Source organism: Neobacillus rhizophilus (genome assembly GCF_018343535.1).
GTDB lineage: Bacteria > Bacillota > Bacilli > Bacillales > Cytobacillaceae > Neobacillus > Neobacillus rhizophilus.
Genome location: NZ_JAGYPF010000004.1, coordinates 44,043 through 66,423, shown reverse-complemented (window position 1 = coordinate 66,423; position 22,381 = coordinate 44,043). Strand labels below are relative to the sequence as shown.

The 22,381-nt window shown below is 41.6% G+C and carries 22 protein-coding genes and 1 pseudogene; 7 read left to right on the top strand and 16 right to left on the bottom strand.

Features of this window, described 5'->3' with window-relative positions; translation table 11 throughout:
• Positions 1-5: 5 nt before the first annotated feature.
• Positions 6-1,199: a MalY/PatB family protein gene (locus KHA99_RS18545; protein WP_213118987.1), complete on the bottom strand. Its 1,194-nt coding sequence runs from the start codon at positions 1,197-1,199 to the stop codon at positions 6-8.
• A 407-nt stretch (positions 1,200-1,606) separates the two neighbouring features.
• On the opposite strand from KHA99_RS18545, the gene guaC reads away from it, so the two are divergent.
• A complete protein-coding gene (gene guaC / locus KHA99_RS18540) occupies positions 1,607-2,590 on the top strand; it encodes a GMP reductase (RefSeq protein ID WP_213118986.1) in 984 nt (327 codons plus the stop codon).
• Between the two features lie 46 nt (positions 2,591-2,636).
• On the opposite strand, the gene KHA99_RS18535 is transcribed toward guaC, so the two are convergent.
• From KHA99_RS18535 to KHA99_RS18525, 3 genes are read right to left on the bottom strand one after another with little or no spacing between them, the layout of a single operon-like run.
• The gene (locus KHA99_RS18535; RefSeq protein ID WP_213118985.1) at positions 2,637-4,439 is read right to left on the bottom strand and encodes a DHA2 family efflux MFS transporter permease subunit; all 1,803 of its coding nucleotides are present in this window, start codon (positions 4,437-4,439) and stop codon (positions 2,637-2,639) included.
• 8 nt (positions 4,440-4,447) lie between these two features.
• Entirely contained in the window at positions 4,448-5,095 is a 648-nt protein-coding gene (locus KHA99_RS18530) for an HlyD family secretion protein (RefSeq protein WP_213118984.1), read from the bottom strand.
• Positions 5,096-5,112: 17 nt separating this feature from the next.
• Complete coding sequence (locus KHA99_RS18525) at positions 5,113-5,547, bottom strand: MarR family winged helix-turn-helix transcriptional regulator (protein WP_213118983.1); 435 nt, start codon at positions 5,545-5,547, stop codon at positions 5,113-5,115.
• A 234-nt stretch (positions 5,548-5,781) separates the two neighbouring features.
• Here KHA99_RS18525 and KHA99_RS18520 point away from each other — a divergent pair, with 234 nt between their 5' ends.
• Positions 5,782-5,907, top strand: a complete 126-nt coding sequence (locus KHA99_RS18520; protein WP_213118982.1) for a LysR family transcriptional regulator — start codon at positions 5,782-5,784, stop codon at positions 5,905-5,907.
• Positions 5,908-5,969: 62 nt separating this feature from the next.
• Here KHA99_RS18520 and KHA99_RS18515 read toward each other — a convergent pair whose 3' ends face one another.
• The 6 genes from KHA99_RS18515 to KHA99_RS18490 form a co-directional block, all read right to left on the bottom strand.
• Positions 5,970-7,079 carry an FtsZ/tubulin family protein gene (locus tag KHA99_RS18515; protein WP_213118981.1) on the bottom strand — a complete coding sequence of 370 codons (1,110 nt, stop codon included), beginning with the start codon at positions 7,077-7,079 and terminating at the stop codon, positions 5,970-5,972.
• An 89-nt stretch (positions 7,080-7,168) separates the two neighbouring features.
• Complete coding sequence (locus tag KHA99_RS18510; RefSeq protein WP_213118980.1) at positions 7,169-8,098, bottom strand: AEC family transporter; 930 nt, start codon at positions 8,096-8,098, stop codon at positions 7,169-7,171.
• A 40-nt stretch (positions 8,099-8,138) separates the two neighbouring features.
• Positions 8,139-8,282 (bottom strand): hypothetical protein, encoded by a 144-nt coding sequence (locus tag KHA99_RS18505; protein ID WP_213118979.1) that lies wholly within the window; start codon positions 8,280-8,282, stop codon positions 8,139-8,141.
• A gap of 26 nt (positions 8,283-8,308) precedes the next feature.
• A complete protein-coding gene (locus tag KHA99_RS18500; protein ID WP_249366772.1) occupies positions 8,309-9,601 on the bottom strand; it encodes a CitMHS family transporter in 1,293 nt (430 codons plus the stop codon).
• 241 nt (positions 9,602-9,842) lie between these two features.
• Positions 9,843-10,547 carry a response regulator gene (locus tag KHA99_RS18495; RefSeq protein ID WP_443677941.1) on the bottom strand — a complete coding sequence of 235 codons (705 nt, stop codon included), beginning with the start codon at positions 10,545-10,547 and terminating at the stop codon, positions 9,843-9,845.
• Positions 10,540-12,150: an ATP-binding protein gene (locus tag KHA99_RS18490; protein WP_213118977.1), complete on the bottom strand. Its 1,611-nt coding sequence runs from the start codon at positions 12,148-12,150 to the stop codon at positions 10,540-10,542. The genes KHA99_RS18495 and KHA99_RS18490 overlap by 8 nt, the downstream gene beginning before the upstream one ends.
• 241 nt (positions 12,151-12,391) lie before the next feature.
• Here KHA99_RS18490 and KHA99_RS18485 point away from each other — a divergent pair, with 241 nt between their 5' ends.
• Positions 12,392-13,042 (top strand): cell wall hydrolase, encoded by a 651-nt coding sequence (locus KHA99_RS18485; protein ID WP_213118976.1) that lies wholly within the window; start codon positions 12,392-12,394, stop codon positions 13,040-13,042.
• A gap of 61 nt (positions 13,043-13,103) precedes the next feature.
• Here the strand turns inward: KHA99_RS18485 and KHA99_RS18480 are convergent, their stop codons facing one another.
• From KHA99_RS18480 to KHA99_RS18465, 4 genes and pseudogenes are all read right to left on the bottom strand, one after another.
• Positions 13,104-14,132 (bottom strand): threonine aldolase family protein, encoded by a 1,029-nt coding sequence (locus KHA99_RS18480; protein WP_213118975.1) that lies wholly within the window; start codon positions 14,130-14,132, stop codon positions 13,104-13,106.
• A gap of 139 nt (positions 14,133-14,271) precedes the next feature.
• Complete coding sequence (locus KHA99_RS18475; RefSeq protein ID WP_213118974.1) at positions 14,272-15,495, bottom strand: MFS transporter; 1,224 nt, start codon at positions 15,493-15,495, stop codon at positions 14,272-14,274.
• Between the two features lie 218 nt (positions 15,496-15,713).
• Positions 15,714-16,510 (bottom strand): annotated as a pseudogene (locus KHA99_RS18470) (DUF2935 domain-containing protein).
• A gap of 133 nt (positions 16,511-16,643) precedes the next feature.
• On the bottom strand, positions 16,644-17,456 hold the full coding sequence (locus KHA99_RS18465; protein ID WP_213118973.1) for an MBL fold metallo-hydrolase: 813 nt from the start codon (positions 17,454-17,456) through the stop codon (positions 16,644-16,646).
• A gap of 105 nt (positions 17,457-17,561) precedes the next feature.
• Here KHA99_RS18465 and KHA99_RS18460 point away from each other — a divergent pair, with 105 nt between their 5' ends.
• Entirely contained in the window at positions 17,562-18,638 is a 1,077-nt protein-coding gene (locus KHA99_RS18460; protein WP_213118972.1) for an ArsR/SmtB family transcription factor, read from the top strand.
• 99 nt (positions 18,639-18,737) lie between these two features.
• Positions 18,738-19,574: an RMD1 family protein gene (locus tag KHA99_RS18455; protein ID WP_213118971.1), complete on the top strand. Its 837-nt coding sequence runs from the start codon at positions 18,738-18,740 to the stop codon at positions 19,572-19,574.
• On the opposite strand, the gene KHA99_RS18450 is transcribed toward KHA99_RS18455, so the two are convergent.
• A complete protein-coding gene (locus KHA99_RS18450; RefSeq protein WP_213118970.1) occupies positions 19,571-19,795 on the bottom strand; it encodes a hypothetical protein in 225 nt (74 codons plus the stop codon). The two genes, KHA99_RS18455 and KHA99_RS18450, sit on opposite strands and share 4 nt — an antisense overlap.
• Before the next feature lie 179 nt (positions 19,796-19,974).
• On the opposite strand from KHA99_RS18450, the gene KHA99_RS18445 reads away from it, so the two are divergent.
• Complete coding sequence (locus tag KHA99_RS18445; RefSeq protein ID WP_213118969.1) at positions 19,975-20,121, top strand: hypothetical protein; 147 nt, start codon at positions 19,975-19,977, stop codon at positions 20,119-20,121.
• Between the two features lie 46 nt (positions 20,122-20,167).
• On the opposite strand, the gene KHA99_RS18440 is transcribed toward KHA99_RS18445, so the two are convergent.
• A complete protein-coding gene (locus KHA99_RS18440; RefSeq protein ID WP_213118968.1) occupies positions 20,168-21,229 on the bottom strand; it encodes an LLM class flavin-dependent oxidoreductase in 1,062 nt (353 codons plus the stop codon).
• Between the two features lie 164 nt (positions 21,230-21,393).
• Between KHA99_RS18440 and KHA99_RS18435 the strand changes: the two genes are divergently transcribed.
• Positions 21,394-22,140, top strand: a complete 747-nt coding sequence (locus KHA99_RS18435) for a YoaK family protein (RefSeq protein ID WP_213118967.1) — start codon at positions 21,394-21,396, stop codon at positions 22,138-22,140.
• Positions 22,141-22,381 lie beyond the last annotated feature (241 nt).

The window sequence follows — 22,381 nt, the reverse complement described above, 5'->3', positions numbered from 1 at the left end:
TATATTTAAATTTTTGCCGCAGTACCCTGATGACTTTTTACTGCCTTTTCCAGTCTTCTTAGCCCCTCTTCTAAAATGGATCTCGGACAGCCGATGTTCATTCGAATAAATCCTTCCCCTCCCGGTCCATAGGTGTAGCCTTGATTAAAAGCAACATTGCCGTGCTTTAACATGAGTTGTTTGAGACCTTCTTTATCCAAACCAAGTTCCCGACAGTCCAGCCAGACAAGATAGCTTGCCTCAGGTTTAATAACTTTGATTTCCTTGATATTGTTTTCCATATATTCGCTCAGGAAATTCAAGTTTTTTTCAATATAATCAACAACTTGTTCTAACCATTCACCGCCAAAACGATAAGCGCTTTCAGTTGCGGCAATCCCAAATGTATTCGTATGTCTTAGAGACAATCGATTCATGGTCGCATTAAATTCATCTCTCAGCTTTTGATTGGGGATGATGATATTGGAAGTCTGCAAGCCTGCTAAATTAAAGGTTTTGCTAGGAGCCGTACAGACAATGGTATGCTCAGCAAATTCTTCAGAAATGGAGGCAAAGACTGTATGCGTCTTTCCTTTAAAAACTAAGTCACAATGGATTTCATCGGACACAATGAGAATGTTGTTCTCAATACAAATCTTCCCTAGCTCAGTCAACTCGTCTTTTGTCCAGACACGTCCTGATGGGTTATGAGGATTGCAGAGAATCAGCATCTTGACGTTCTCATCGATTCTATCTCGCAGGTCTTCAAGGTCCATTGAGTAATTACCGTTTTCATGTTTTAGCTGGTTATAAACAACTTGACGGTTATTATTGACAATCGCATTAGTAAACGGATAATAAACCGGGGGCTGGATCACAATTTTGTCTCCAGGATTCGTAAAGGTTTGCACAAGATAATTTAATGCCGGTACCACACCTGGACTATAGCAAATCCATTCTTTTTGTACACTCCAGTTGTACCTTTCCTGCATCCAATCGATAATTGCACGATAATATGAATCTGGACGTGTGGTGTAGCCAAAGATTCCATGCTCAGCCTTTTTGATGATTGCTTCGATTACTGGCGCCGGTGATTGAAAGTCCATATCAGCCACCCACATGGGAAGTAAATTCTTTTCCCCGAATAAATTCTCTGTTTCATCCCATTTTGCCGAAGCTGTATTATGCCTATTAATTTCGATGTCAAAATTGTACTTCACTGTTGATTTCCTCCTTAATCAGTTTTTCAAATACACAAAACTTTTTGTGAGATAACTAATAGTTTTGTTTCCGAATTAATTGAATATTTTGTTTTATTTAACCATATAAATTGTCCCTTCGTAAAATATTGATTTTTAATAGAAGTATTCAATTCGTCTATAGTTAAACGTTATAAAAGTGCTGGAGTCTGCCCCCAACACTTTGTTAGCCTGCTTGTATTTTCTTTTTAAAAAGATTGTCTAGATTGCTACTTTAGAATGAAACTCGGTCCATTGTGTTACATTAATTTAGAAAAAATAAAAATGAAAATGTTTTGACATTTGGATAAAAATGCTGTAAATTATCAAATGTACGAACAATAAAAACATAAACTTTATATAATATTCGTGTTTAGGAGTGTAATTTCATGGATACAGTATTTGATTACGAAGATATTCAACTAATTCCCGCAAAATCAATCGTAAAGAGCCGTTCTGAGTGTGACACAAGCGTCGAATTTGGAGGTCATAAATTTAAATTACCGGTCGTCCCTGCAAATATGCAGACGATCATCGATGAAAAAATTGCTATTTTCTTAGCCGAAAACGGTTACTTCTATATCATGCACCGTTTCCAGCCGGAAACGCGTCTTGACTTTGTGAAAGATATGCAAGCACGCGGCCTAATCGCATCCATCAGCGTAGGAGTGAAAGAAGGAGAATATGAATTCGTCCAGCAGCTTGCCGATGAAAACTTGACACCCGAGTTTATTACCATCGATATCGCCCATGGACATTCCAATGCCGTTATTGATATGATTAAGCATATTAAAAAACTAATTCCTGGCAGCTTTGTCATCGCTGGTAACGTTGGAACACCTGAAGCCGTAAGAGAGTTAGAGCATGCTGGTGCCGATGCAACTAAGGTCGGTATTGGACCAGGTAAAGTATGTATTACGAAAATTAAGACCGGATTCGGTACTGGAGGCTGGCAGCTGGCAGCCCTAAGATGGTGCGCAAAAGCCGCTAGCAAGCCGATTATCGCGGACGGCGGTATCCGCACCCACGGTGATATCGCTAAGTCTGTCCGTTTCGGGGCATCCATGGTGATGATTGGTTCGTTATTCGCAGGTCACGAAGAATCTCCTGGTGAAACATTCGAAAAGGATGGAAAGTGCTTTAAGGAATATTTCGGTTCTGCTTCAGAATTCCAAAAAGGCGAACGAAAAAATGTCGAAGGCAAAAAAATGTACGTAGAACATAAAGGAAAATTAATCGATACATTAATTGAGATGGAGCAGGATCTTCAATCCTCTATCTCCTATGCAGGCGGAAACAAATTGAAGGATATTCGTACGGTTGACTATGTTGTCGTGAAGAATTCGATCTTTAATGGAGATAAAATTTATTAAAAAAAATGCCTGCCACTCCGGCAGGCATTTTTTCTTGGTAAAATTACTATTTTTCAGCACTAGGTCTTGCTCTTTTGATAAAGAATGCCAGCACCAAAGCAACTGCTGCAATTCCCGTCGCAACGACAAAAGCGTCATTGATACCGCTAATCGTGGCTTCCTTCATGGCTTCACCATAGATAGAATAGGTTGCCAGCATCTTCCCTTGTTGAACAGGAATCCCTGCCATAGCGGCAAGTCCCTGACCCAGTCCAGATAATTTAGCTGCAAGGTATGGGTTAGCACTTGTGATCACATTTGTGAAATTCGCAGAATGGAATTCACTTCTTGTTGTCATAACGGTAACTAGAAAGGCTGTACCAAGGCTTCCGGCAACGGTTCTTGCCGTATTTGAAGCGGATGTTCCATGTCCTGCCAGCCTTAATGGCAATTGATTCATCCCCTCTGTCTGAACCGTCATCGCTAAGAAAGACATCCCAAACATTCGCATAACATAAAGCAGCATAATATAGCCATACGATGTAGACATCGTTAGTTTCGTAAATTGCCATGTCGTGACGACCGTAATAATTAGACCAAACACAGCCAGCCAGCGCGCACCCATTTTATCAAATAGCCGTCCGGAAATTGGCATCATAACCGCCATGACAATGGCACCAGGCAGCATTAACAGACCTGAATCCAATGCAGTAAAGCCGCGGATATTTTGCAGATAGATTGGCAGCAAGATCATCGCTGCAAACATCGCCATATTAATGATCATCCCAATGATCGTCGTTAGGGCAAAGATGTCATATTTGAACACACGCAATTCCAGCATCGGCTGGTCTGTGGTCAATTCCCGCCAAATAAATGCGATTAAACCAATGACTCCGATTGATAATGAAACCACCACTTGAATGCTGTCCCAGCCATTATTTCCTGCCTCACTGAAACCATATAGCAAGAACCCTAAACCAACCGTAGATAAAATGAACCCGGGTGTATCGAATTTTGGTTTTGAAATTTCAATGACATCCACCATCCAAACACTCGCAAGGATAATGGACAAAATGCCAAAGGGAATAACAATATCAAATAACACACGCCAATCATAATGACCAATCAACCATCCTGAAAGAGTCGGACCAATCGCCGGAGCAAACAGCATGGCGACACCCATAAGCCCCATTGCCGCTCCACGTTGATTTGGAGGGTATATGGTCAGAAATACAGTCATCAGGAGCGGCATAATGATACCGGCACCCGCTGCCTGGACAATCCTTCCCAGCATTAACAACGAAAAGGTTGGCGAAATCGAGCAGATAACGGATCCCAGGGTAAAGGATATGACGGCAAAAATAAATAATTTCCTCGTCCCAAGTCTTGCCGTTAAAAAAGCGGTGATAGGAATAATGATACCGTTCGTTAACATATATCCTGTTGAAAGCCATTGAACCGTGCTTGCGGAGATGCCTAAATCATTCATAATATGCGGAATCGCCACATTCAATAATGTTTGATTCAGAATCGCCACAAATGCACCAAGCATCATGGCTGCAACCACTTTGCCACGTTTCCCTTCAAATTTCTCCGCTCTTGAGGAATTGGCGTCTGGTTTTCTTGCTGGTTGTTCTTTTTCTTTCGTCTTTTCCACCGCTTCAGTTTGGGGCTTTTGTCCAGGTTGTTCGTCTTCAAAAGACTGCACTTCTTCTTTCACTAAAGCAGTGCTATTTTCCTGTTCAGGCTGGTCAACATTTTCCGCCTGCAGTTCCTGTTTTTTAGATTTATTTTGTTTTTTCAACATTACATTTACAAATAATAATAGAAGGACCGATATTAGAATATAACCTGTAAGGTATATGGACATGTCATCACCTACTTATGAATTCGCACTGTCACATTCATACCAGGAACTAATCTTTCTCCATAATGATCAAGCGAAATTTTGACAGGAACGACCTGTGTTTCTTTTGTGTAGTTTCCTGAAGCATTGTTTTTTGGTAAAAGTGAGAAAGTGCCGGCTGTTGCCAAGCCAATTTCTTCAACCTTGCCGTTTAGCGTGATATTTGGAAAAGCATCAACATAAATATCGACATCCTGGCCAACCTTTACATCATCCAAATCGATTTCTTTGACATTGGCAGTTACCCATAAATGATCAAGGTCATAGGTGACGGCAAGCGGTGTTCCTGCTGCAACCATTGTATTTTCGACAGCTGTTGTTTGGACAATTGTTCCATCTGCAGGAGCTTTAATGTCTATATCGACCGCCCCTTTGTCACTAACCATTTGAACTGTACCCATGGAGTTATCCTTTGAAAATGTATCTCCTGTCTTTCCTGTCCAGTTTGACAATTTTCCAGTTGCAGGTGCAGCAACACTTACCTGCTGGCCGGCAATTTGGGCGTTATCGGTGGATAAATAATTCACAGATTGATTAAAGTAATAATAACCTGCAAAGCCTCCACCCACTAAAATAATCAATAGTATGACATTTAATATGATCATGCGTTTTGCGTTCATAAATATGAAGTCCTCCTTTATTCACTTAAAATATCTTGGATTTGCTTGTGAATGCGCAATAACTGCTGAATATCCTCTTCCGGCAATTGCTTAATCTTGTTAAGCTTTTGGACAAGCTCTGATTCATTCAATATCGCTTGTTCCAATTTTTCTTCGCCTTTTTCCGTCAGATGAATCGTGATCGCACGGCGATCATGGGGCGGATTGCGGCGTTCAACAAAACCGCTGTGCACCAGCCGGTCGACTACCCCGCTGACGGTGCTGTTCGTTAATTTTAGGATTTCTGCCAGTTCCACTAATCCCAGATTTGGACGCTGGGAAATTTTATACAAAGCCTTCAGCTGAACAACGGTTAATCCGTTCTTATCAGCATCTTTTTTCGAAACTTTAAAAAGAAGCTTGCTTATATCTGAAAATGAATTCAGGATCTCACTGTTATAGGCAGTCTTCATGTCCCCTCCTCCTTTTTAGGTATTATTTACTATACGAATATTTCGTATGCGAAATAATTTGTGTTACCTATAATCGCACATATTCCTTTTTCCTGTCAATTGGTTTATCTATCCATTAATAAAAATTTAATATTTATAAACTACCTCCAGTTACAATATTTAAAGGAATCTTCCTTTCGACGTTGAATTTCTTATTAACACTTTCTAAGAACTAACACATAAGGGGGAACAAGCTTGCAAATTGAACAATTAGAATTTATCGTTTCAGTTGCAAAATACCAATCCTTTTCAAAAACGGCTGAGAAACTTCATATCTCCCAATCGGCTATCAGCCAATCTGTAATATCTCTTTTCAGTTAAAACTCTACCAACAATTTCTGCGTAAAAAAGACACCCCATAAGAGGATGCCCTTTTAACTACCCTATTTCTGATACTTTGACAACTTGGAGGTTACTCCTGAAGACTTTCGTTCAGGCGGTTTTGCTTTCAGATTGGATGCCCAGGAAACGGAGGATTCATATCTCTCTGCATGTTCCTTCTTGACGAGATATTGCAGACGCTCTTTGTTTTTCTCCAGTGATTCCTCCAAGGATTGCAGGCGGCGCCTTGGGAAAGACAGCCCTGCCAAGATTGTCGTAATCGTCGGATCCCCTTCTGTTATATAGGTTCCCTCAAATAGCTCTAAAGGCTCCCCGATCCCCTCAAAAATAGACGGCGCATTTATGAGTTTCGTGACTGTCTCCGGCCCTTCATATATAAGTCCTGCCCTAATGACCCCGACTGTATCGACAGGGCAAAAGATGGAGTTTGCCCAAGAGCGTTGAATGCTTTCGGCCACTTCTGCCGTCGTCTCCGCATTAGTAACGGGTGCCGACGAAATCAACGTTACTCCTCTTGTATTGAGGATATTCATCAAATCCGTTTCATCAAAATTGCCGTAAAATGAACTCTTTTGTGTTACTTCCAGGACATGGCTGATGGCCTGCATAACCTGATGGTTAGACTGAAAATAAATTTGCTGCTTGCTTGATTGCGGATTTACTCTACGCATTTGATCGTTATCCACTAGAAATACGGAAGAAATGCCTTCAATTTTGGAAATCTGCTCAATGCATTCAGCTGCATTGATCCGATTCCCCGCCAGCACATTCCGTTCAGGCACAACCGCAATTGCCCCAATGTTCATACCCGGCAGCTGGTCTAATAAAATATCAATTAACAACGGACTCATCCCCGACCCGGTGCCGCCATCAGTCGAGAATGCAACGAATATCAGCTTAACGTTTTTAAAGGATTTTTTAACAAAGTCAATCAGTTCCCGATAATGTTCGTGAACCGCCCGTAAACCGACTGAACGGTCCTGTCCTGCGCCATTATACCCGGGGACAAAAAATTTCTTTTCAACCTTTGTATTGACTGCCCCATCACGTTGATTAGTATTGATAAGGGCAGTTTGAAAGCCCATCGTCGTTGCAATTTCAGCAATATTTCCTCCTGCTTGACCTACCCCCAAGATGCCGATTGATTTCACCTTATCGCCTCCTTATCTACTATGAAAATATTCATTTTTTGCGAATTTAGACTTATCCATTGAAAAATTGGCCTGTCTAATACGTGCATTTAAGCCGCAAAAAGAATTTTCGATAGGTACACTACAATGGCAACGGTAATACTGCTTATAATGGTCGTTAACAGTACCGCTTGCGAGGCATATTCCGGATAATTGTCATACTCAAGCGCAAGCAGGGAACTATTTCTCGATGTGGGAAAGGAACTGGCAATAAATAATGCCTGTGCAGTAATCCCTTTAAGACCAAGAACCGTGATAACGAAAAAACCAACAATTGGCGAAATAATCAGCCTGCCGATGACAATCCAAACTATGGGCCGAGAAATGTGAGAAATTTTTAAATACGCGACCTGGGCACCTAATGTAACTAGCGCTACAGCCAAAAAGGCGGTTGATGCATTTTCAATTGGCTTCCAAATATAAAAGGGAATTTCCACATGGAGCCATTTCAACAATACGGCCAACAATAGAGCGTAAATCACCGGTAGCCGCATAATTTTACGCAAAACTTCCATTCCGCTGCTTTGGGCAGAAACACAGTTATATAAACCGTAAGTAAATGTGAGTATGTTTTGAAAAATCATGATGATTATTTGGATGGACATGGCGATCGGATTCCCGGCAAAAGCCATTTCGCTGACCGGTAGACCGTAATTTCCGGAATTGCTTAAGACCATACTGTTTTTAAATGTGGACGACAGCTTGCGGTCAAATTTGTTTGCTTTTGCAATTACCATACTGATAAGAATTAGAATAAAGTTAAACAGCATTAAAAAACCTAAAGTCTGACTAACGACCGCATTCGGCAACTTGCTCTGATAAATATTAACGAAACAAACTGCCGGTAATAAGAAATACACTGTCAAAGTTGACAGTGTAGATAAATTTAGCTTAACAGTCCGCTGCAAGATGGCACCTGCCACGATTAACACAAAGATCGGGAAAATGATATCGAGCAAAATATGAAACAGTATATTCATTGAAAAACCTTCTCTCTCTATATAAAACAAAAAATCCTATTTATTCTTTATCGTTATAATAAATCACCTCAGAAAGAAATTTGCAACCTGATACATTGCCAAACGCTTCCCTTGCTTCTAGCTCAGAATAAAATTCATACATTGAGACATTATTTTTTCCTAAAAAGACGGTAATAATCCACATATTGAATCCCCCAGCCTACTTTTCTATTAAAAAGGAATAATGCCTAAAACAATTGCAACCACCATCATCACCAATGTCGAGCCGCATGCCCATTTCAGGAAAGTGCGCTGCAGGTCGCCGAAGTCTTCGCCAACCATTCCAACCAAGAGGTAGGTCGAAGGGACAAGAGGGCTTAATAAGTGCACAGGTTGTCCTAACAATGATGCCCGTCCAAGAAATGCCGGGTCGATTCCATATACACTCGCTGCTTTAGCAAGCAAAGGCAGCACCCCATAATAGAAAGCATCATTTGACATGAAAAAGGTTAATGGTGCGCTAATAATCGCTGTAATCACAGCAAAATGTGAACCTAGAAAATCCGGAATATAGGAAATCATTGTAGTTGCCATGGCATCTACCATTTTTGTACCTGTCAAAATACCTGTAAAAATCCCTGCCGCAAACACCATTGAAACAACTGACAAGGCATTGTCTGCATAGTTGGCAACTCGTTCCTTTTGATCGCTTAAGCGTGGGTAGTTAAGCGTAATCGCAATAGCAAATCCAAGCATGAACAAGACTGTTGTTGGAAGCCACTCTTGGATTAGTGCTACTAATAGAGTAATCGTCAGAGCATAGTTTATAAGAATTAACTTAGGACGTTTTAGGTAGGCAGCCTCTGAAGTTGCAGCTACCATATTGCTAGTGCCAGGATCGATTTGCAGGACACCGACCCGTTTCCGCTCTTTTCTTCCAAGCACGAAGGCCATAAACAAGACGAACACGATTCCACCCGCCATACTTGGGATTACCGGTGTAAAAATATCTGACATTTCCATATGCAAAGCAGTCATCGCTCTTGCGGTTGGACCGCCCCATGGAAGGAGGTTCATGACGCCAGAAGCCGATACGGCAATTCCGGCAAGTGTTAAAGGTCTCATGCCAATCCGTTTATACAATGGCAGCATCGCTGAAATCGTTATCATATAGGTGGTCGTCCCATCCCCGTCAAGAGAAATTAATAGGGCAAGGACAGCCGTTCCAATGGCTACTTTGACCGGGTCTCCTTTTACCACTTTCAAAATCGTCGAAATGATGGGGTCAAACACTCCCGCATCAATCATTATTCCAAAAAACAGAATCGCAAACAGAATCATTATTCCGGTTGGAGCTACACTCTTGATCCCCTCAAGCGCCATCGGCCCCATTTCCTTCCCAAACCCGCCAATCAATGCAAAAATAACAGGTACAACGATTAGCGCTATCATTGCGGGAAGGCGTTTTGTCATAATCAATGTCATAAAAATAATAATCATTAAAAATCCTAAAATAGCAAGCATTGTAGTCACCCCTTTTGTTTGTAAATTAAATATAATCAAAATATTCGGCAGTGAAAACGTTACCAAAATAAAGTTTTTAACGTAATTTAAGTAGATTTTGTACATATTGTTCACAAGAGGCTAATTTTCCCATAAATGAAAACTCGCCGATTGGCGAGTCCGCGAGGACGAAGACAGAGGCGTAGTTGAATTTATACTTTCTTATTAGCAAAAAAAAAGAAGGCATCATTCCCACCTTCCTTCATGAAACTAGATAATATTTTCGTTCTGGCCTGCCGACAATTCCGTAGACCACTTCTGCTTTTACCTCCTGTTTGGAGGAGAGATATTCCAGATATCTTCTTGCTGTAATCCTGGAGGCGCCAATTTCTTTGCCAACTTCCTCTGCCGAAAGGCCATCTTTCCTTGCCTGAAAAACAGCTTTTACTTTTCCTAGTGTTATTTCATCAATACCTTTTGGCAGCACTACGCTTTTGCTTTTGCTTTTGCTTTTGCCTTCTCTTTCCGCTTTTCCATGCCTAAATAGAAGATCTACATAGTTTTGATTAATTTCCTGGGTGGAAGAAAGCAAGGTACGCTTTTTGATATATTCCTGGATAACATCATCAAATCTTTCTTTGTTTACCGGCTTGATCAGGTAATTTTCGACCCCGTAATTTAAAGCTTTTTCTAGAAATTCCTTATCGGTTGCCGCCGTGATCATAATAATACTAACCTTCGGATACTTTTCTCGTATCGCAGGCAAAAGATCGGAACCCAGCATATCAGGCATATACACATCAAGAAGAAGAAAATCAGGGTTTTCCTTCTCAAGCACTTGAAGTGTCTGTTCACCATTTAATGCTTTGCCTACAACTTCTATTTCTTCAAACATATTTAAGAATTTTTCATGCATATCAGCGATTCGAAAATCATCTTCCGCAATAACCGTTTTGATCCTATCCAACCATCTCATCCCCTTGCGCGTTCTTTGGAATATAAACGGTAAAAATAGCGCCGCTTTCAGAATTGCTTTGCGCCTCTATCATCCCATTCAATTCTAATACAGCCTGTTCAGCATTCGACAAGCCAAATCCTCGCGGTGCCGTACCCATTTTAGAGGAATAGCCCCGTTCAAAAAGGAGCGGAATTTCAGCCTCATCAAACCCTTTCCCGTTATCAGAAACTTCAAAAATGATATCACTTCCGATATCTGTTGCAAAGAATTTAACAACAGGGTCTTTACTTCGGTAAACAGCTTCAAAGGCATTATCAATCAAGTTTCCCAGAATGACAATGAGGTTAGAAAGCTTAATATGGACAGGCATTGCTTCCAAGTAACTGTCTGTATTAATCTCAAAGTTTATTTTCTTTTCTGATGCTTTTCCTAATTTCCCTAATAAAATGGCCTGTATTTTTGTATCTTGTATTTGCTTAAAAACAACCGAATTCTGAAACTGAAGTGCCTGGGTTTCACCTTGAATCATCTCGATGGCTTCGTTGTATTCCCCAAGCTGTAACAAGCCCAGTAAAAAGTAAAGTTTGTTGGTAAATTCGTGGGTCTGGGCACGGAGGTCCTCCGAATATCTTTTTACTTCAGATATGGTATTAATCATTTGCTCAATTTCCGTTTTGTCACGGAAAGATGCCACGACGCCTTTAATGCCGATTTTTCCATCCATGATTGGCGTACAATTCACGATCACGGTTTTATCATTCCAAACCATTTCCTTGTCCGTTTGCGAGATTCCTGTTTTTAACACCTCATAAAGATAGTTGGAAGGAAACAGCCCATCCACTTTCCTGTTTCTTACGGTCCCTTGCAGCTGCAGAAGCTCCTTCGCCTGTTGATTCATCATGGTGATGTAACCACCTTGATTGATTGCTAGAATCCCTTCTTTAACAGAATGGAGGACTGCGTTTTTCTCCTTATAAAGGGTGGCAATTTCGTACGGTTCAAGCCCCATTGTATCCCTGCGGATGTTGCGGCCTAGTAGAATACTGCCGATTAGCGAAATGAATAAGGCAAATAATGAAACGATCAATACCCTTCTGATGTTATCGGTAATTTGCTGATTGACATCTTCGAGAAGAAATCCGACTGACACAATTCCAATAATCTCTCCCTGTTTGTTAAAAATCGGGGATTTTCCCCTTATCGATGGTCCAAGTGTCCCTTTCGCCTTGGAGACATAGTACTCCCCTTTAGTAAGGGCCCTGTCATTATCTCCTCCGGTCATCTTCCGGCCAAGTTTTGTTTTTTCAGGATGCGAGTATCTGACCCCATCTTTATTCCCAATTACAACAAACTCAGCACCCGTTTCTTTGCGAATTTTTTCCGCAATAGGCTCAATAGTTATGGATGGGTCATCCGATTTAAATGCATCGATAATGGTCGGAATGTATGAAACTGTTCTCGAGATTTCCAGTGCCAGCCTTCCTTTGTTTTCCTCGATTTGTTTGCTTTCCATATAACTGTAAAATCCGGTCAACAACAAAATCAATATGAGACTAAGGATTAGAACCAGCCCGAATATCTTGGTTTGAAGGGAAACTTTGATGGTCTTCATGATGCACACCCCCTTAAAAAATCTCTTTTTTCATTATAGCTTCTAAATATAGATTTTTCTTTAAAAACTAGCAAATTCATATTTTCTGTTAGTTTCCGATTATCAGCGACCTCCTTTATATTTTTTCAACATAACACAATTGTTATTTCTATGAAATCAAACTGTAATACTATTCTTTTTTTTCAATTCATAGAAATAGACACTAAGAGATTACGTTAAATCAACCAGGAGGGAAATACCAATGATAAAATTAATAGCGACTTTAACAATAGTAGTATCACTCTTATTTGCTTCACCTGTTTTTGCTTATACGGTTAAAACCGGGGATACGATGACTAAGATTGCAAGAGAACATAATATGACTTTACAAGATTTAGCGAATCGGAACCCGCAGGTTCAAAACCTCGATTTGATTTATGTTGGACAAACTATACATACTAATGATTCTGAGGCTGAAATGACGGTAGCAAGGACAGTTGCTGTGCGGGCTGCGGCGGCATCTGCCGCGTTAAAACTTGAAGAGAATCAAGGATATTCAGAACAAGAACTAGATTTGTTGGCGCGATTGGTCAGGGCCGAGGCAGAGATTGAGCCTTACGAAGGAAAAGTGGCCGTTGCCTGCGTTGTTTTAAATCGTGTTACGAGTTCGGCATTCCCTAACTCGATTAGAGAGGTTATATATCAAAAGGGGCAATTCCAGCCTGTCCGCAATGGGGCCATTAATAAACCCGCAGATGTGGATTCTATTAAAGCAGTGCGGGAAGCATTGAACGAGAAAAGGAAACTAGTAGGAGATTCATTATTCTTCTATAATCCAGCAATTTCAACCAGCCGCTGGCTTGATACGAGAACGACAACCGCCTCGATTGGGGATCATGTGTTTAAAAGATAGTTTATATAGAAGAACCGGGCAGGTTTACCTTTGCCCGGTACTTTGTTTGATTAAATCAATTTTATCCAATTACCTTTTTCAAATCTTTAATAAACTCCAACACCTTTTCCTCTTTTGTCGCCCAAGAGGTAACAAGGCGGATGGCTGAGTGGTCGGAATCTACCTTTTCCCAAATATGAAACCCATACTTCTTTTCCAATTCCACGATCACCGCATTCGGGAGAATCGGAAAAATTTGGTTAGATGGTGACTCGGTCAAAAAAGAAACATTAAATTTCTTTATTTCAGCAATAAGCAATTCCGCCAGTTTATTCGCATGCCCTGCCAGGTCAAAAAACAGGTTGTCCCGAAAAAGTTCAAGAAACTGGATGCCCAGCAGTCTTCCCTTTGCCAAAAGCCCGCCCTTTTGCTTTATATGATAGCGGAAATCCTCCTTCAGCGAATCACGGCAAATCACTAACGCCTCCCCAATCAGTGCACCGTTCTTCGTACCGCCTATATAAAAGGCGTCTACCAATGACGGAAGGTCACATAACTGAAGATCATTCTCCGAGGAGCACAATGCCGACCCTAGTCTCGCGCCGTCCATATATAGAATCAGATTGTTTTCATCACAAAAATCTTTTAATGCCGCCAGTTCGTTCTTTTTATAAATAGTTCCAATTTCAGTGGAATTGGAGATATACACTAGCTTCGGCTTCACCATATGCTCATCCGGGTGTCCGTCAAGAACTGCCTGAAGATGCGAAGGATTCAACTTGCCATCCTTCGTTTCAATTGAAATGACTTTATGCCCGGTCGCTTCGATGGCTCCTGTTTCATGTCCAAGAATATGGCCAGTACTTGCTGCCATCGCCGCTTCATGTGGTCTTAAGAAAGCAGAAATTGCGGTTAAGTTCGTTTGCGTACCACCAGCTAAAAGATGGATATCTACGTCAGTACGCTCCAGTTTTTCTTTGATAAGTTTAATCGCTTCAATGGTATAGCGGTCCTCGCCATATCCGTCCTCCTGCACAAGATTAGATTCCACTAAAGCATTTAAAATTCTAGGGTGCGCCCCTTCACTGTAATCATTTTTAAAGCTGTACATTCTTATTTTGTCCTCCAGTTGTTCAATAGTACTATTATATTACCATTGTACCATTCCTTTTTTAAAAATTTCTCTATTTACACACTAAAAAAGCCATTACCGGGGCCCAAAACCCACCGGTAACGGCTTTTTATAAAAGTTACACTGCCTTTGCAGTAGAAACGAAGCGTTCTTGTGTTTGCTCCGCCTTTCCCTTTTTCAAGCTGAGCATCGCAATAAAGGATACACAGTAAAGCACTGCGAGGTAGCCCATGGCAACTGTTACGTTCGCATGTTGCAGGATAAATCCTACTAAAATCGGTGATAATCCGCCAAGCGCCCGGCCAAAGTTGAAAATCGTGTTAGTGGCGGTACTGCGCACTTCTACAGGATAGTAGTGGCTAATCAAAGCACCATAGCCGGCAAACATTCCATTTGCGAAAAATCCGACGATGGCACCGCCGATTAAGACACCGGCACTTCCTGATGCGTACGAGTATAAAAATACTGCTACTGCTGAAGCTAATAAGAAGATTCCGTATGTTCGTTTCATTCCGAAGCGATCGATAAATTGTCCAAATGTTAACATCCCGACAATCATTCCAACCGCCGTGCTGATCGTCCAAAGTGCGGAACCTGATACCGACAAACCTTGTGATTTTTGAAGCATTGATGGCAGCCAAATCATTAAGCCATTATAGCCGGCAATTTGCACGGTTGCCATGATAGCCAAAGCTACTGTAATAAAGGACGTTCTGCGAGTCGCAAACAATTGCTTTAAATTCCCTTGTTTTTTAACCAACTTCTTCTCTTGTTTGGCGGCCACCCATTCCGGCGATTCGTCCAAGTTTTTACGAACCATAAAGGCAAAGATTACTGGGATAATTCCGACGAAGAACAATCCTCTCCATCCCCAAGTTGGGAGAATGAGGGCACTTAGCAGCGCGGCAAGGATAACACCGTATTGGGCACCGACGCTTACATAGGAGGAAGCGCGCCCCTGCTTGTTCTTTGGCCATGCTTCTGCAACTAGCGCCATACCAATTCCATACTCTCCGCCTGCACCTAGGCCTGCGATAAAACGAAAGATATATACTTGTTCAATATTTGTGGCCAAACCAGTTAACGCTGTTCCGATGGCAAACAAAATAATCGTATAGGTGAAAACTTTTACTCGGCCAAACTTATCTGCTAATATACCAAAAATCGTTCCCCCAACAAGCATTCCCAAATTGGTAATTGAAGAAATAAGTCCGCCAGTTGCCATATCAATATGAAAATGGGCAATAATCATGGACATGGCGAAGGAAATAAACATGATGTCCATTCCTTCTAACGTTAAACCTGCAACTGATGCAACTACTGTTTTTTTCTGATAATTCATTGCTGTCATTCTCCTTTCGAGCCTCTCTGGACCCTGATTAAAAGATACTTTTGCAAAAATAAAAACCCTTCCGTCGGTAAAGAGACAAAAGGGTTTCATATACACAAAAAGATATATGAGTGTTTCCGTACAACCCTTTTTGGCCTCTCTGGACCATATTAAAGGAGATTTATTTTTTCTTATAGTAACATAATTATGGTAGGCTGTCACGCATAAATTTAATCCTGAAGCCTCGGCTTCGTGGGGTCACAATTCGGCATTTCCAGATTGGCTGCTTCCGCCAGTTTGGTAAGATAATAGCATTCCTCCCGCCACATATGGTCCGCCATTAACGGGGCAAATGTTCCCAATGCCTGATTGCTTAACTCCAGCTCCTCTATTTCTTTTAAAAAGTTTTGAAAAAGCTTGATTTCCAAGGTTGCGTCCGCATTAAATTTTGCCAAAGCCGGAAAAGCCGCCAGATTGGTCCTTAAGTAACCTGCCATCTCGACTGCCTTTAAATAAAACGCCTCAAAATGCTTCGTAAATGTATCACTTTTCTCTCTTAATTTTTTTCCACACCATCCAAATTAGAGGATATAGCATCCGAATGGCCGGCAGCATCCAATAACCAAACAAGATGATGATGCACTTCATGGTAGACAGGCGGGACCTGCCCTGCTTTCAAGTGCTTTAAAATCCGTACATATTCCTCTAATTCGTTGACCATATGGTTGAGGAAGGTTGGGGAAAGGTGGATTTTGATTTTTCCAATCAGGTGTTTACGTAACATGTCTAATTTAAATTCCCGAAGTCTCATTACCTCTGGTTCTGCTTGGGCTGCCATTTGCTTTGGATCAGTTGTTTTTACTTGATTCAAAAGACTATCGAATATCCCAATGAAATTGACTGCTTTTTCAATCTCCTCTTTTTGAACGGGTGCCAGTGCCTCGTAAATAAACCGCGAATGGTCTCCAAGTATTTGCAGCCAGAAAGCATGCTCAAAGCTGGCAGTCTTGGCAAAGGTGTTATTCATGTTGAGCTCCCCCTTAAAAAATACTAAACATTTTATTCTCAAACGCCATTATTATTTTATGAAGGAATACTGCCGCTCTATAACCATTCAGAAGCTTGTAGGTACCTCATGATATTTGAAGAAGTTGAATCGTTCATTTTGAAACACGAGAACCGTCCCCGTGCATCGTTTTCATGCTTCTTACATCGTTCTTTGTTCCAACTGGGCCGTGGCCTGGTACGGCTATAGTAAAATCAAGGTTTTCTACAATTTCTAGAATTTCCATCCATTGCTGAGAGTTTGATTCTTCAAAGTATGTTGGCGGGGTTTGGACAAATAATAAGTCTCCCATAAATAAGACCTTTTCTTCCGGAATCAAGAGCATGGCATCGCAGTAGGAATGTCCGCCGCCTAGGGTAAATAGTTTTGCGCTTCTTTTGGTTCCGATAAAAACCATAAAGTCATTAAGCCTTTGCTGGGGTAGTGTTAACTCAAGCGAAGGCAAGGAGGCTTCCACTTCCATTAAAAAACTGATTTTGTTCGCCAACTCGTGATCATGATTCCGATCCAATTGTTCTTTTAAAGTTTGAATATATTGAGTAAGTTCCGAGATGCCCCTTTTCTGTTGCTCAATTCGCGCCGGATGAATGTCCCGCATTTTCTCATACGTGATTTGACTAGAAATAATCGTACTTTCCTTAAACACCTGATTGCCGCGAATATGGTCCCCATGAAAATGGCTATTCACCACCCATGTAACCGGACGGGCGGTTTCCCTTTCCGCTGCCCTTTTCAAATCTTCGGCTGCCTGCGGCGTATTAAATGTATCAAACACAATCGTCTGATCCCCCAAATCTACGAAGCCGGCGTTTCCAACCGCACCGCCACCTTCCTTTGCAATCGCGGCATAAACCCCTTCCCCCACTTTTTCCAGATCGAAATGCTTGCTGTAAAATTCTCCGTTCATCTAGTTCCTCTCCTTTTTACCGACTGTATTATAATGGAATTATATGACGACGGCCTTTAGCCGGACTACTTATTGAGCAAAGAGTAAATCAGTTGGGGGATCACGATGTCTTTTTCCTTAGAAGTTACAAACCTATCATCTGAACAAATATCTTTTGGGTACTCAGCCGCACACGAAACTCTAATCGCCCTTCACGTGTTGATCGATTGCAAGCACCACCCGCTCCATATCCCATGGGTCATAAATGCCAGGAAGAAAGTGAACCCCGCTTTAAAACAAGAAATTGATGCATTCAGTATTTTTTATAAACGGCCCATTGTTACTTTCTGGGGACTACAAGAGAATTCTACAATCAGCGATTTTGGGGAGGATTTGAATAAACTAAGTTGCGGCTCTTCTGATGCATTTTTCCAAACTGTTGCAGAAACCATCTTAGGCCCCAAAAAAACGAATCAACAACAGGAATTTGTCCAATTAGCTTGCAGTCGTTACCCGGAATCAAAGGAAATTATCTTGGCATTGTTGGAAAAACCGGAACAGGTGAAACAAAGATTTTTGACGTTTCTGGAGGATTTTTGGAAATCATGCTTGAAAGATGACTGGAGTAGAATAGAGGAACTTTTTCTAAAGGATATTGCTTCCCGCGGCAGAAAGCTTATGAAGGATGGGCCCCTACAGCTATTGGGAAGCCTTTCGCCGGAGATTGATATTCATCCTAATCAAAAGAAAGCCGTTATCAGAAGAATTTCAAAACGGGAGATTTGCTTTGAGAAAGACGATGTCTTACTGTTAGCTCCTTCCTACTTCGCCTGGCCGCATCTATTTGTCAGTACCCATACACCAGTGGGGATTAACTACTCTATCATGGAAAATCAGCAGGAGGCTGCTCGTCCCATGCCTCCAGAGGATTTACTAAAGTTGTTCAACGCATTAGGCGACTTAAGCCGGCTTCAAATTGTCAAATATTTATCCCAAAAGCCACGGTCGACCAGAGAACTGGCCGGACTGATGGGAATGACTGAGGGTGCCGTTTCTAAACATATAAAACTACTAAAAGATGTTGGACTAATCGCTTCCGAGCGAAAAAGCTATTATGTTTTTTATCATTTGTTGGAAAAATCCTTTAGTCAAATTCAATCAGGTTTGGCACAATATATCAAAGGAACCGAATTTATGATTTAAATCCGATGGGGTTCTTTTTCAAAAATAATGCAGGGAATTCGTTGCTACATAACGAATACACTTTAATAAGCTTAGAAAATTTACTCAAAGGTGGTAACAATGGAGGCCATAACCTTTAAAGCATTCGCCATCACAAATGAAATTGATTTAAACAAAATTGCCATTCATTGCGGAATACCGAAAAAATTCACCTGGGAGGAGCCTTTAGTTCTGAAGAGAGATGTTTTACGGTCAATCCTCATGCAAGAGGTCTCCGACATGCAAATGGTATTGATCTTTTCCTTTGGCAGTATCGTCTTTATCAATCATACAAACGAAGAAGATTTCCACATTGTATTTCGTTTTATTCGCTCCTTCGAGCCGGATGTCGACCTTAACATTGCCGGCAATTACACAGACGATTACAGCCTGCACATCGGAGAAAACGAGAACCTCGAACTGGCTGACGAATACGTGGTAGTCCCGGCAATTGAGGATTTCTATCCTGAGCTAATTTCCACGGTTCTGGCTAAATCAGTGGCCCTCGAAAAAACAGAAGAACAACTCGGAAAGATTCATGATAAGCTTGAAAACATGATTGACCGGCTTGAAAAAGGAAACTTGAGAATCGGCAACAAGGAACTCGCCCGGACAACAGCGAAAATTGTACGGCACGAGTATAATACCCTAGCCTATATCATGATTCTGGATAAGCCGGACATCACATGGACCAGCAGTACGGCCAGTGATTTTTATGATAGGATGATCGAATTTTTCGAACTAAATGACCGCTATAAAATCTTAAAAAGCAAAACGGACATCTTATACAATATCATGGATGGTTTCTCGACCATCAGCCACTCCATCCGAGGCCTGTTCGTGGAATGGATTATCGTTATTCTCATCCTATTTGAAATTGTCCTGACCATACTGCAAATTATCGGGTGGATTCCTTAAATTCTATTTTTTACATCTTCTCTGATTGATTCAATCAGCTCTTCCGGTATTTCTGCCGGAAGAGACGTGCCATCCTCATACACCCATCTGTTCATCACTTCTAGGTCCGATTTTTTGAATGTAATACTATATTGTTTCTCCTGATGAATAAAATCCACCGTTACATATTCTTCGCCAAAGTCATCATCGATAATCATGTTGTTAATCTCATATGATTTCACGGTTTAAACTCCTTTAACATTCATGTATTAAATTTTAGCTTGTCCTACCTTCAGCCAAAATCCAACACGATTTTTCGATTTTTTTCGCAAATCTATAACATATTTTTAAAATAAGCTTCATATAAAAATAAAGAAAGGTTTGTACAATGAAAATAAGAATTTCGGAAGGCGGGAATAGAATGGACAACAATACTCCTGTAATTTACAATGGCAAGAGATATGTCATCCTTTTTAAGTACACTTCTGGGTACTGCGAAATTAAAGAAGTCGGAAGCTTGCATCACATCGAATTGGTTCATTTATCTGAATTAACAGATGTATCATAACACCACAAAAGGCATGCCACTTAAGCATGCCTTCTTTTATTTAGACCTATTCTTTTCCTCCGCCAGACGCTTCCCATTTAGCAACTTCCTCACGGACAATTGGTGCCACTTCTTTTCCTAAAAGCTCAATCGCTTTCATCACGTCTTTATGAGGCATGGTGCCAACAGGGACATGCAGCATGAAACGGGTGATTCCTACATTTTTTCGCAATTGAATAATCTTGGCGGCTACCGTTTGCGGATCGCCTACATATAATGCCCCTTCAAAGCTGCGGGCGGCATCGAAGCTTGAACGGTCGTATCGGCCCCAGCCGCGCTCCCGTCCCAGTTTGTTCATAGCATACTGTGTCGATGGGAAAAACTTTTCCACTGCTACGTCGGTCGTCTCCGCAACGAATCCGTGCGAATGAGACGCAACTGGAAGCTTTTCAGGGTCATGACCAGCGCGGACAGCGGCCCGTTTATAAAGTTTTACCAGCGGTGCGAAATGAAATGGGCTTCCTCCGATGATTGCCAGTACTAATGGAAGCCCCAGCAGACCAGCGCGGACCACCGATTCGCTCGTGCCGCCGCTCCCAATCCATACGGGCAGCGGGTCCTGAACCGGTCTTGGGTAAACACCGCGATTGTCGATAGCAGGACGGTGTCCTCCTCGCCAGGTTACTTTTTCCGATTCACGGATCTTTAATAAAAGCTCTAGTTTTTCATCAAAAAGCTCATTATAATCACTTAAATCATATCCGAACAACGGAAACGATTCAATAAAGGAACCGCGTCCAGCCATTATTTCGGCCCGTCCGTTCGAGATACAGTCAAGTGTTGAAAAATCCTGAAATACCCTGACTGGATCGTCAGAGGAAAGAACCGTCACAGCACTAGTTAGGTGAATTCGTTTTGTTTGCGATGCCGCTGCCGCTAGAATCACCGCAGGTGCAGACGCTGCATAATCCTCGCGATGATGCTCGCCTACACCAAATACATCAAGCCCAACCTGATCTGCTAAAACGATTTCCTCAACCACTTCCCTAATTCGCTGGGCATGGCTTATCACCTCGCCGGTTTGGACATCCGGCGTAGTTTCCACAAACGTGCTAATACCTATTTCCACTAAAAAACCCCCTAACTGACTTTCGCAGTCAGCATTATCTAATTCCTTTTTATCATTTATTTTGCGTTTGTTCCAAGAAAATAGCCTGAACACCTTATTTTAATATGTAATATGTTGAAAAAATGGTTAATCTATTAGGAAAAGCGTGCTTGGGGAGAGTCTTCATGGATAAAACTTATAATAAGAAGGTATCGCTTTATGCTGTCCGGGAGCAAATACATAGAGGAGTTGAAAGAGTACCGCATTTAACGCCTGAATCCGTCGGATTGGGTGTCTTGCTGGCATTAATCGGCGGATTCTTGGATGCTTATACGTATGTGAGCAGAGATGGGGTTTTTGCAACTTCCCAAACCGGCAATCTTGTATTGTTGGGAGTTGAGGTTTCAAAAGGAAATTGGGACCAAGGTTTGAGGCATATACCTCCTATTTTGGCGTTTGTAATCGGGGTTGTAGTTGCTCAAAGCTTGAAACAACCGTTTATTACGAGGAAGTTTCCCCATCCCGCCCGATCGGTGCTTTTCTTGGAAAGTCTTGTCCTTTTGTTTGTCGGAGCCCTGCCAGCGGCCGTGCCGAATACGTTTGTGGTTATAACGATTGCGTTCGTGTCTTCCGTTCAAATTTCGTCGTTTCGGACTTTGGTTAAGTGGCCCTATAATTCTGCGATGGTGACTGGTAATTTGCGTACGGCGGCCGAAGCAGCCTATACCGCTTTTGTACTTCGCAACCGCCAAGGCATCCAGCAATTTTTCGATTTTAGCGTTGTGATCGTTTCATTTTTAGTGGGGGCGTTACTGGGAACCCTGTTCACCCAACATTTTGGAACAAAAGCGATTTGGTTTGTGTCGGGGATATTGATTTGCGCGTTAATGGTGTTGAATGCGAATCCGAGGACTCTGTTGAATAAGGGGTAGAAGTCCTCTATTGGACATTTTGGCGATTGCCTCTTCTTGTTTTGTCCTTTAGATGCGCCCTATTGGACATTTTGGTGAACGCCCTTTCTAATTTTGTCCTTTAGTGGTCTTCTGTCAAGAAAGTGGACAGTAAAATTTGAGACTTTTAGAAATAAAACTACTACCGCACTTCGTTTGGTACGGTATTAGAAATGATCAGTCGAAAAGCATGACTGCTCATTTCCTAACACCAAATGGCTAT

Excerpts from the sequence above, each read along its gene's own strand:
- KHA99_RS18535 (WP_213118985.1), bottom strand. The coding sequence starts at position 4,439 with ATGTCCATATACCTTACAGGTTATATTCTAATATCGGTCCTTCTATTA.
- KHA99_RS18460 (WP_213118972.1), top strand. The coding sequence starts at position 17,562 with ATGTCTTTTTCCTTAGAAGTTACAAACCTATCATCTGAACAAATATCT.
- KHA99_RS18475 (WP_213118974.1), bottom strand. The coding sequence starts at position 15,495 with ATGAATTATCAGAAAAAAACAGTAGTTGCATCAGTTGCAGGTTTAACG.
- KHA99_RS18500 (WP_249366772.1), bottom strand. The coding sequence starts at position 9,601 with ATGCTTGCTATTTTAGGATTTTTAATGATTATTATTTTTATGACATTG.
- KHA99_RS18505 (WP_213118979.1), bottom strand. The coding sequence starts at position 8,282 with ATGTGGATTATTACCGTCTTTTTAGGAAAAAATAATGTCTCAATGTAT.
- KHA99_RS18510 (WP_213118980.1), bottom strand. The coding sequence starts at position 8,098 with ATGAATATACTGTTTCATATTTTGCTCGATATCATTTTCCCGATCTTT.
- guaC (WP_213118986.1), top strand. The coding sequence starts at position 1,607 with ATGGATACAGTATTTGATTACGAAGATATTCAACTAATTCCCGCAAAA.
- KHA99_RS18445 (WP_213118969.1), top strand. The coding sequence starts at position 19,975 with ATGGACAACAATACTCCTGTAATTTACAATGGCAAGAGATATGTCATC.
- KHA99_RS18480 (WP_213118975.1), bottom strand. The coding sequence starts at position 14,132 with ATGTACAGCTTTAAAAATGATTACAGTGAAGGGGCGCACCCTAGAATT.
- KHA99_RS18490 (WP_213118977.1), bottom strand. The coding sequence starts at position 12,150 with ATGAAGACCATCAAAGTTTCCCTTCAAACCAAGATATTCGGGCTGGTT.
- KHA99_RS18455 (WP_213118971.1), top strand. The coding sequence starts at position 18,738 with ATGGAGGCCATAACCTTTAAAGCATTCGCCATCACAAATGAAATTGAT.
- KHA99_RS18530 (WP_213118984.1), bottom strand. The coding sequence starts at position 5,095 with ATGAACGCAAAACGCATGATCATATTAAATGTCATACTATTGATTATT.
- KHA99_RS18435 (WP_213118967.1), top strand. The coding sequence starts at position 21,394 with ATGGATAAAACTTATAATAAGAAGGTATCGCTTTATGCTGTCCGGGAG.
- KHA99_RS18525 (WP_213118983.1), bottom strand. The coding sequence starts at position 5,547 with ATGAAGACTGCCTATAACAGTGAGATCCTGAATTCATTTTCAGATATA.
- KHA99_RS18465 (WP_213118973.1), bottom strand. The coding sequence starts at position 17,456 with ATGAACGGAGAATTTTACAGCAAGCATTTCGATCTGGAAAAAGTGGGG.
- KHA99_RS18485 (WP_213118976.1), top strand. The coding sequence starts at position 12,392 with ATGATAAAATTAATAGCGACTTTAACAATAGTAGTATCACTCTTATTT.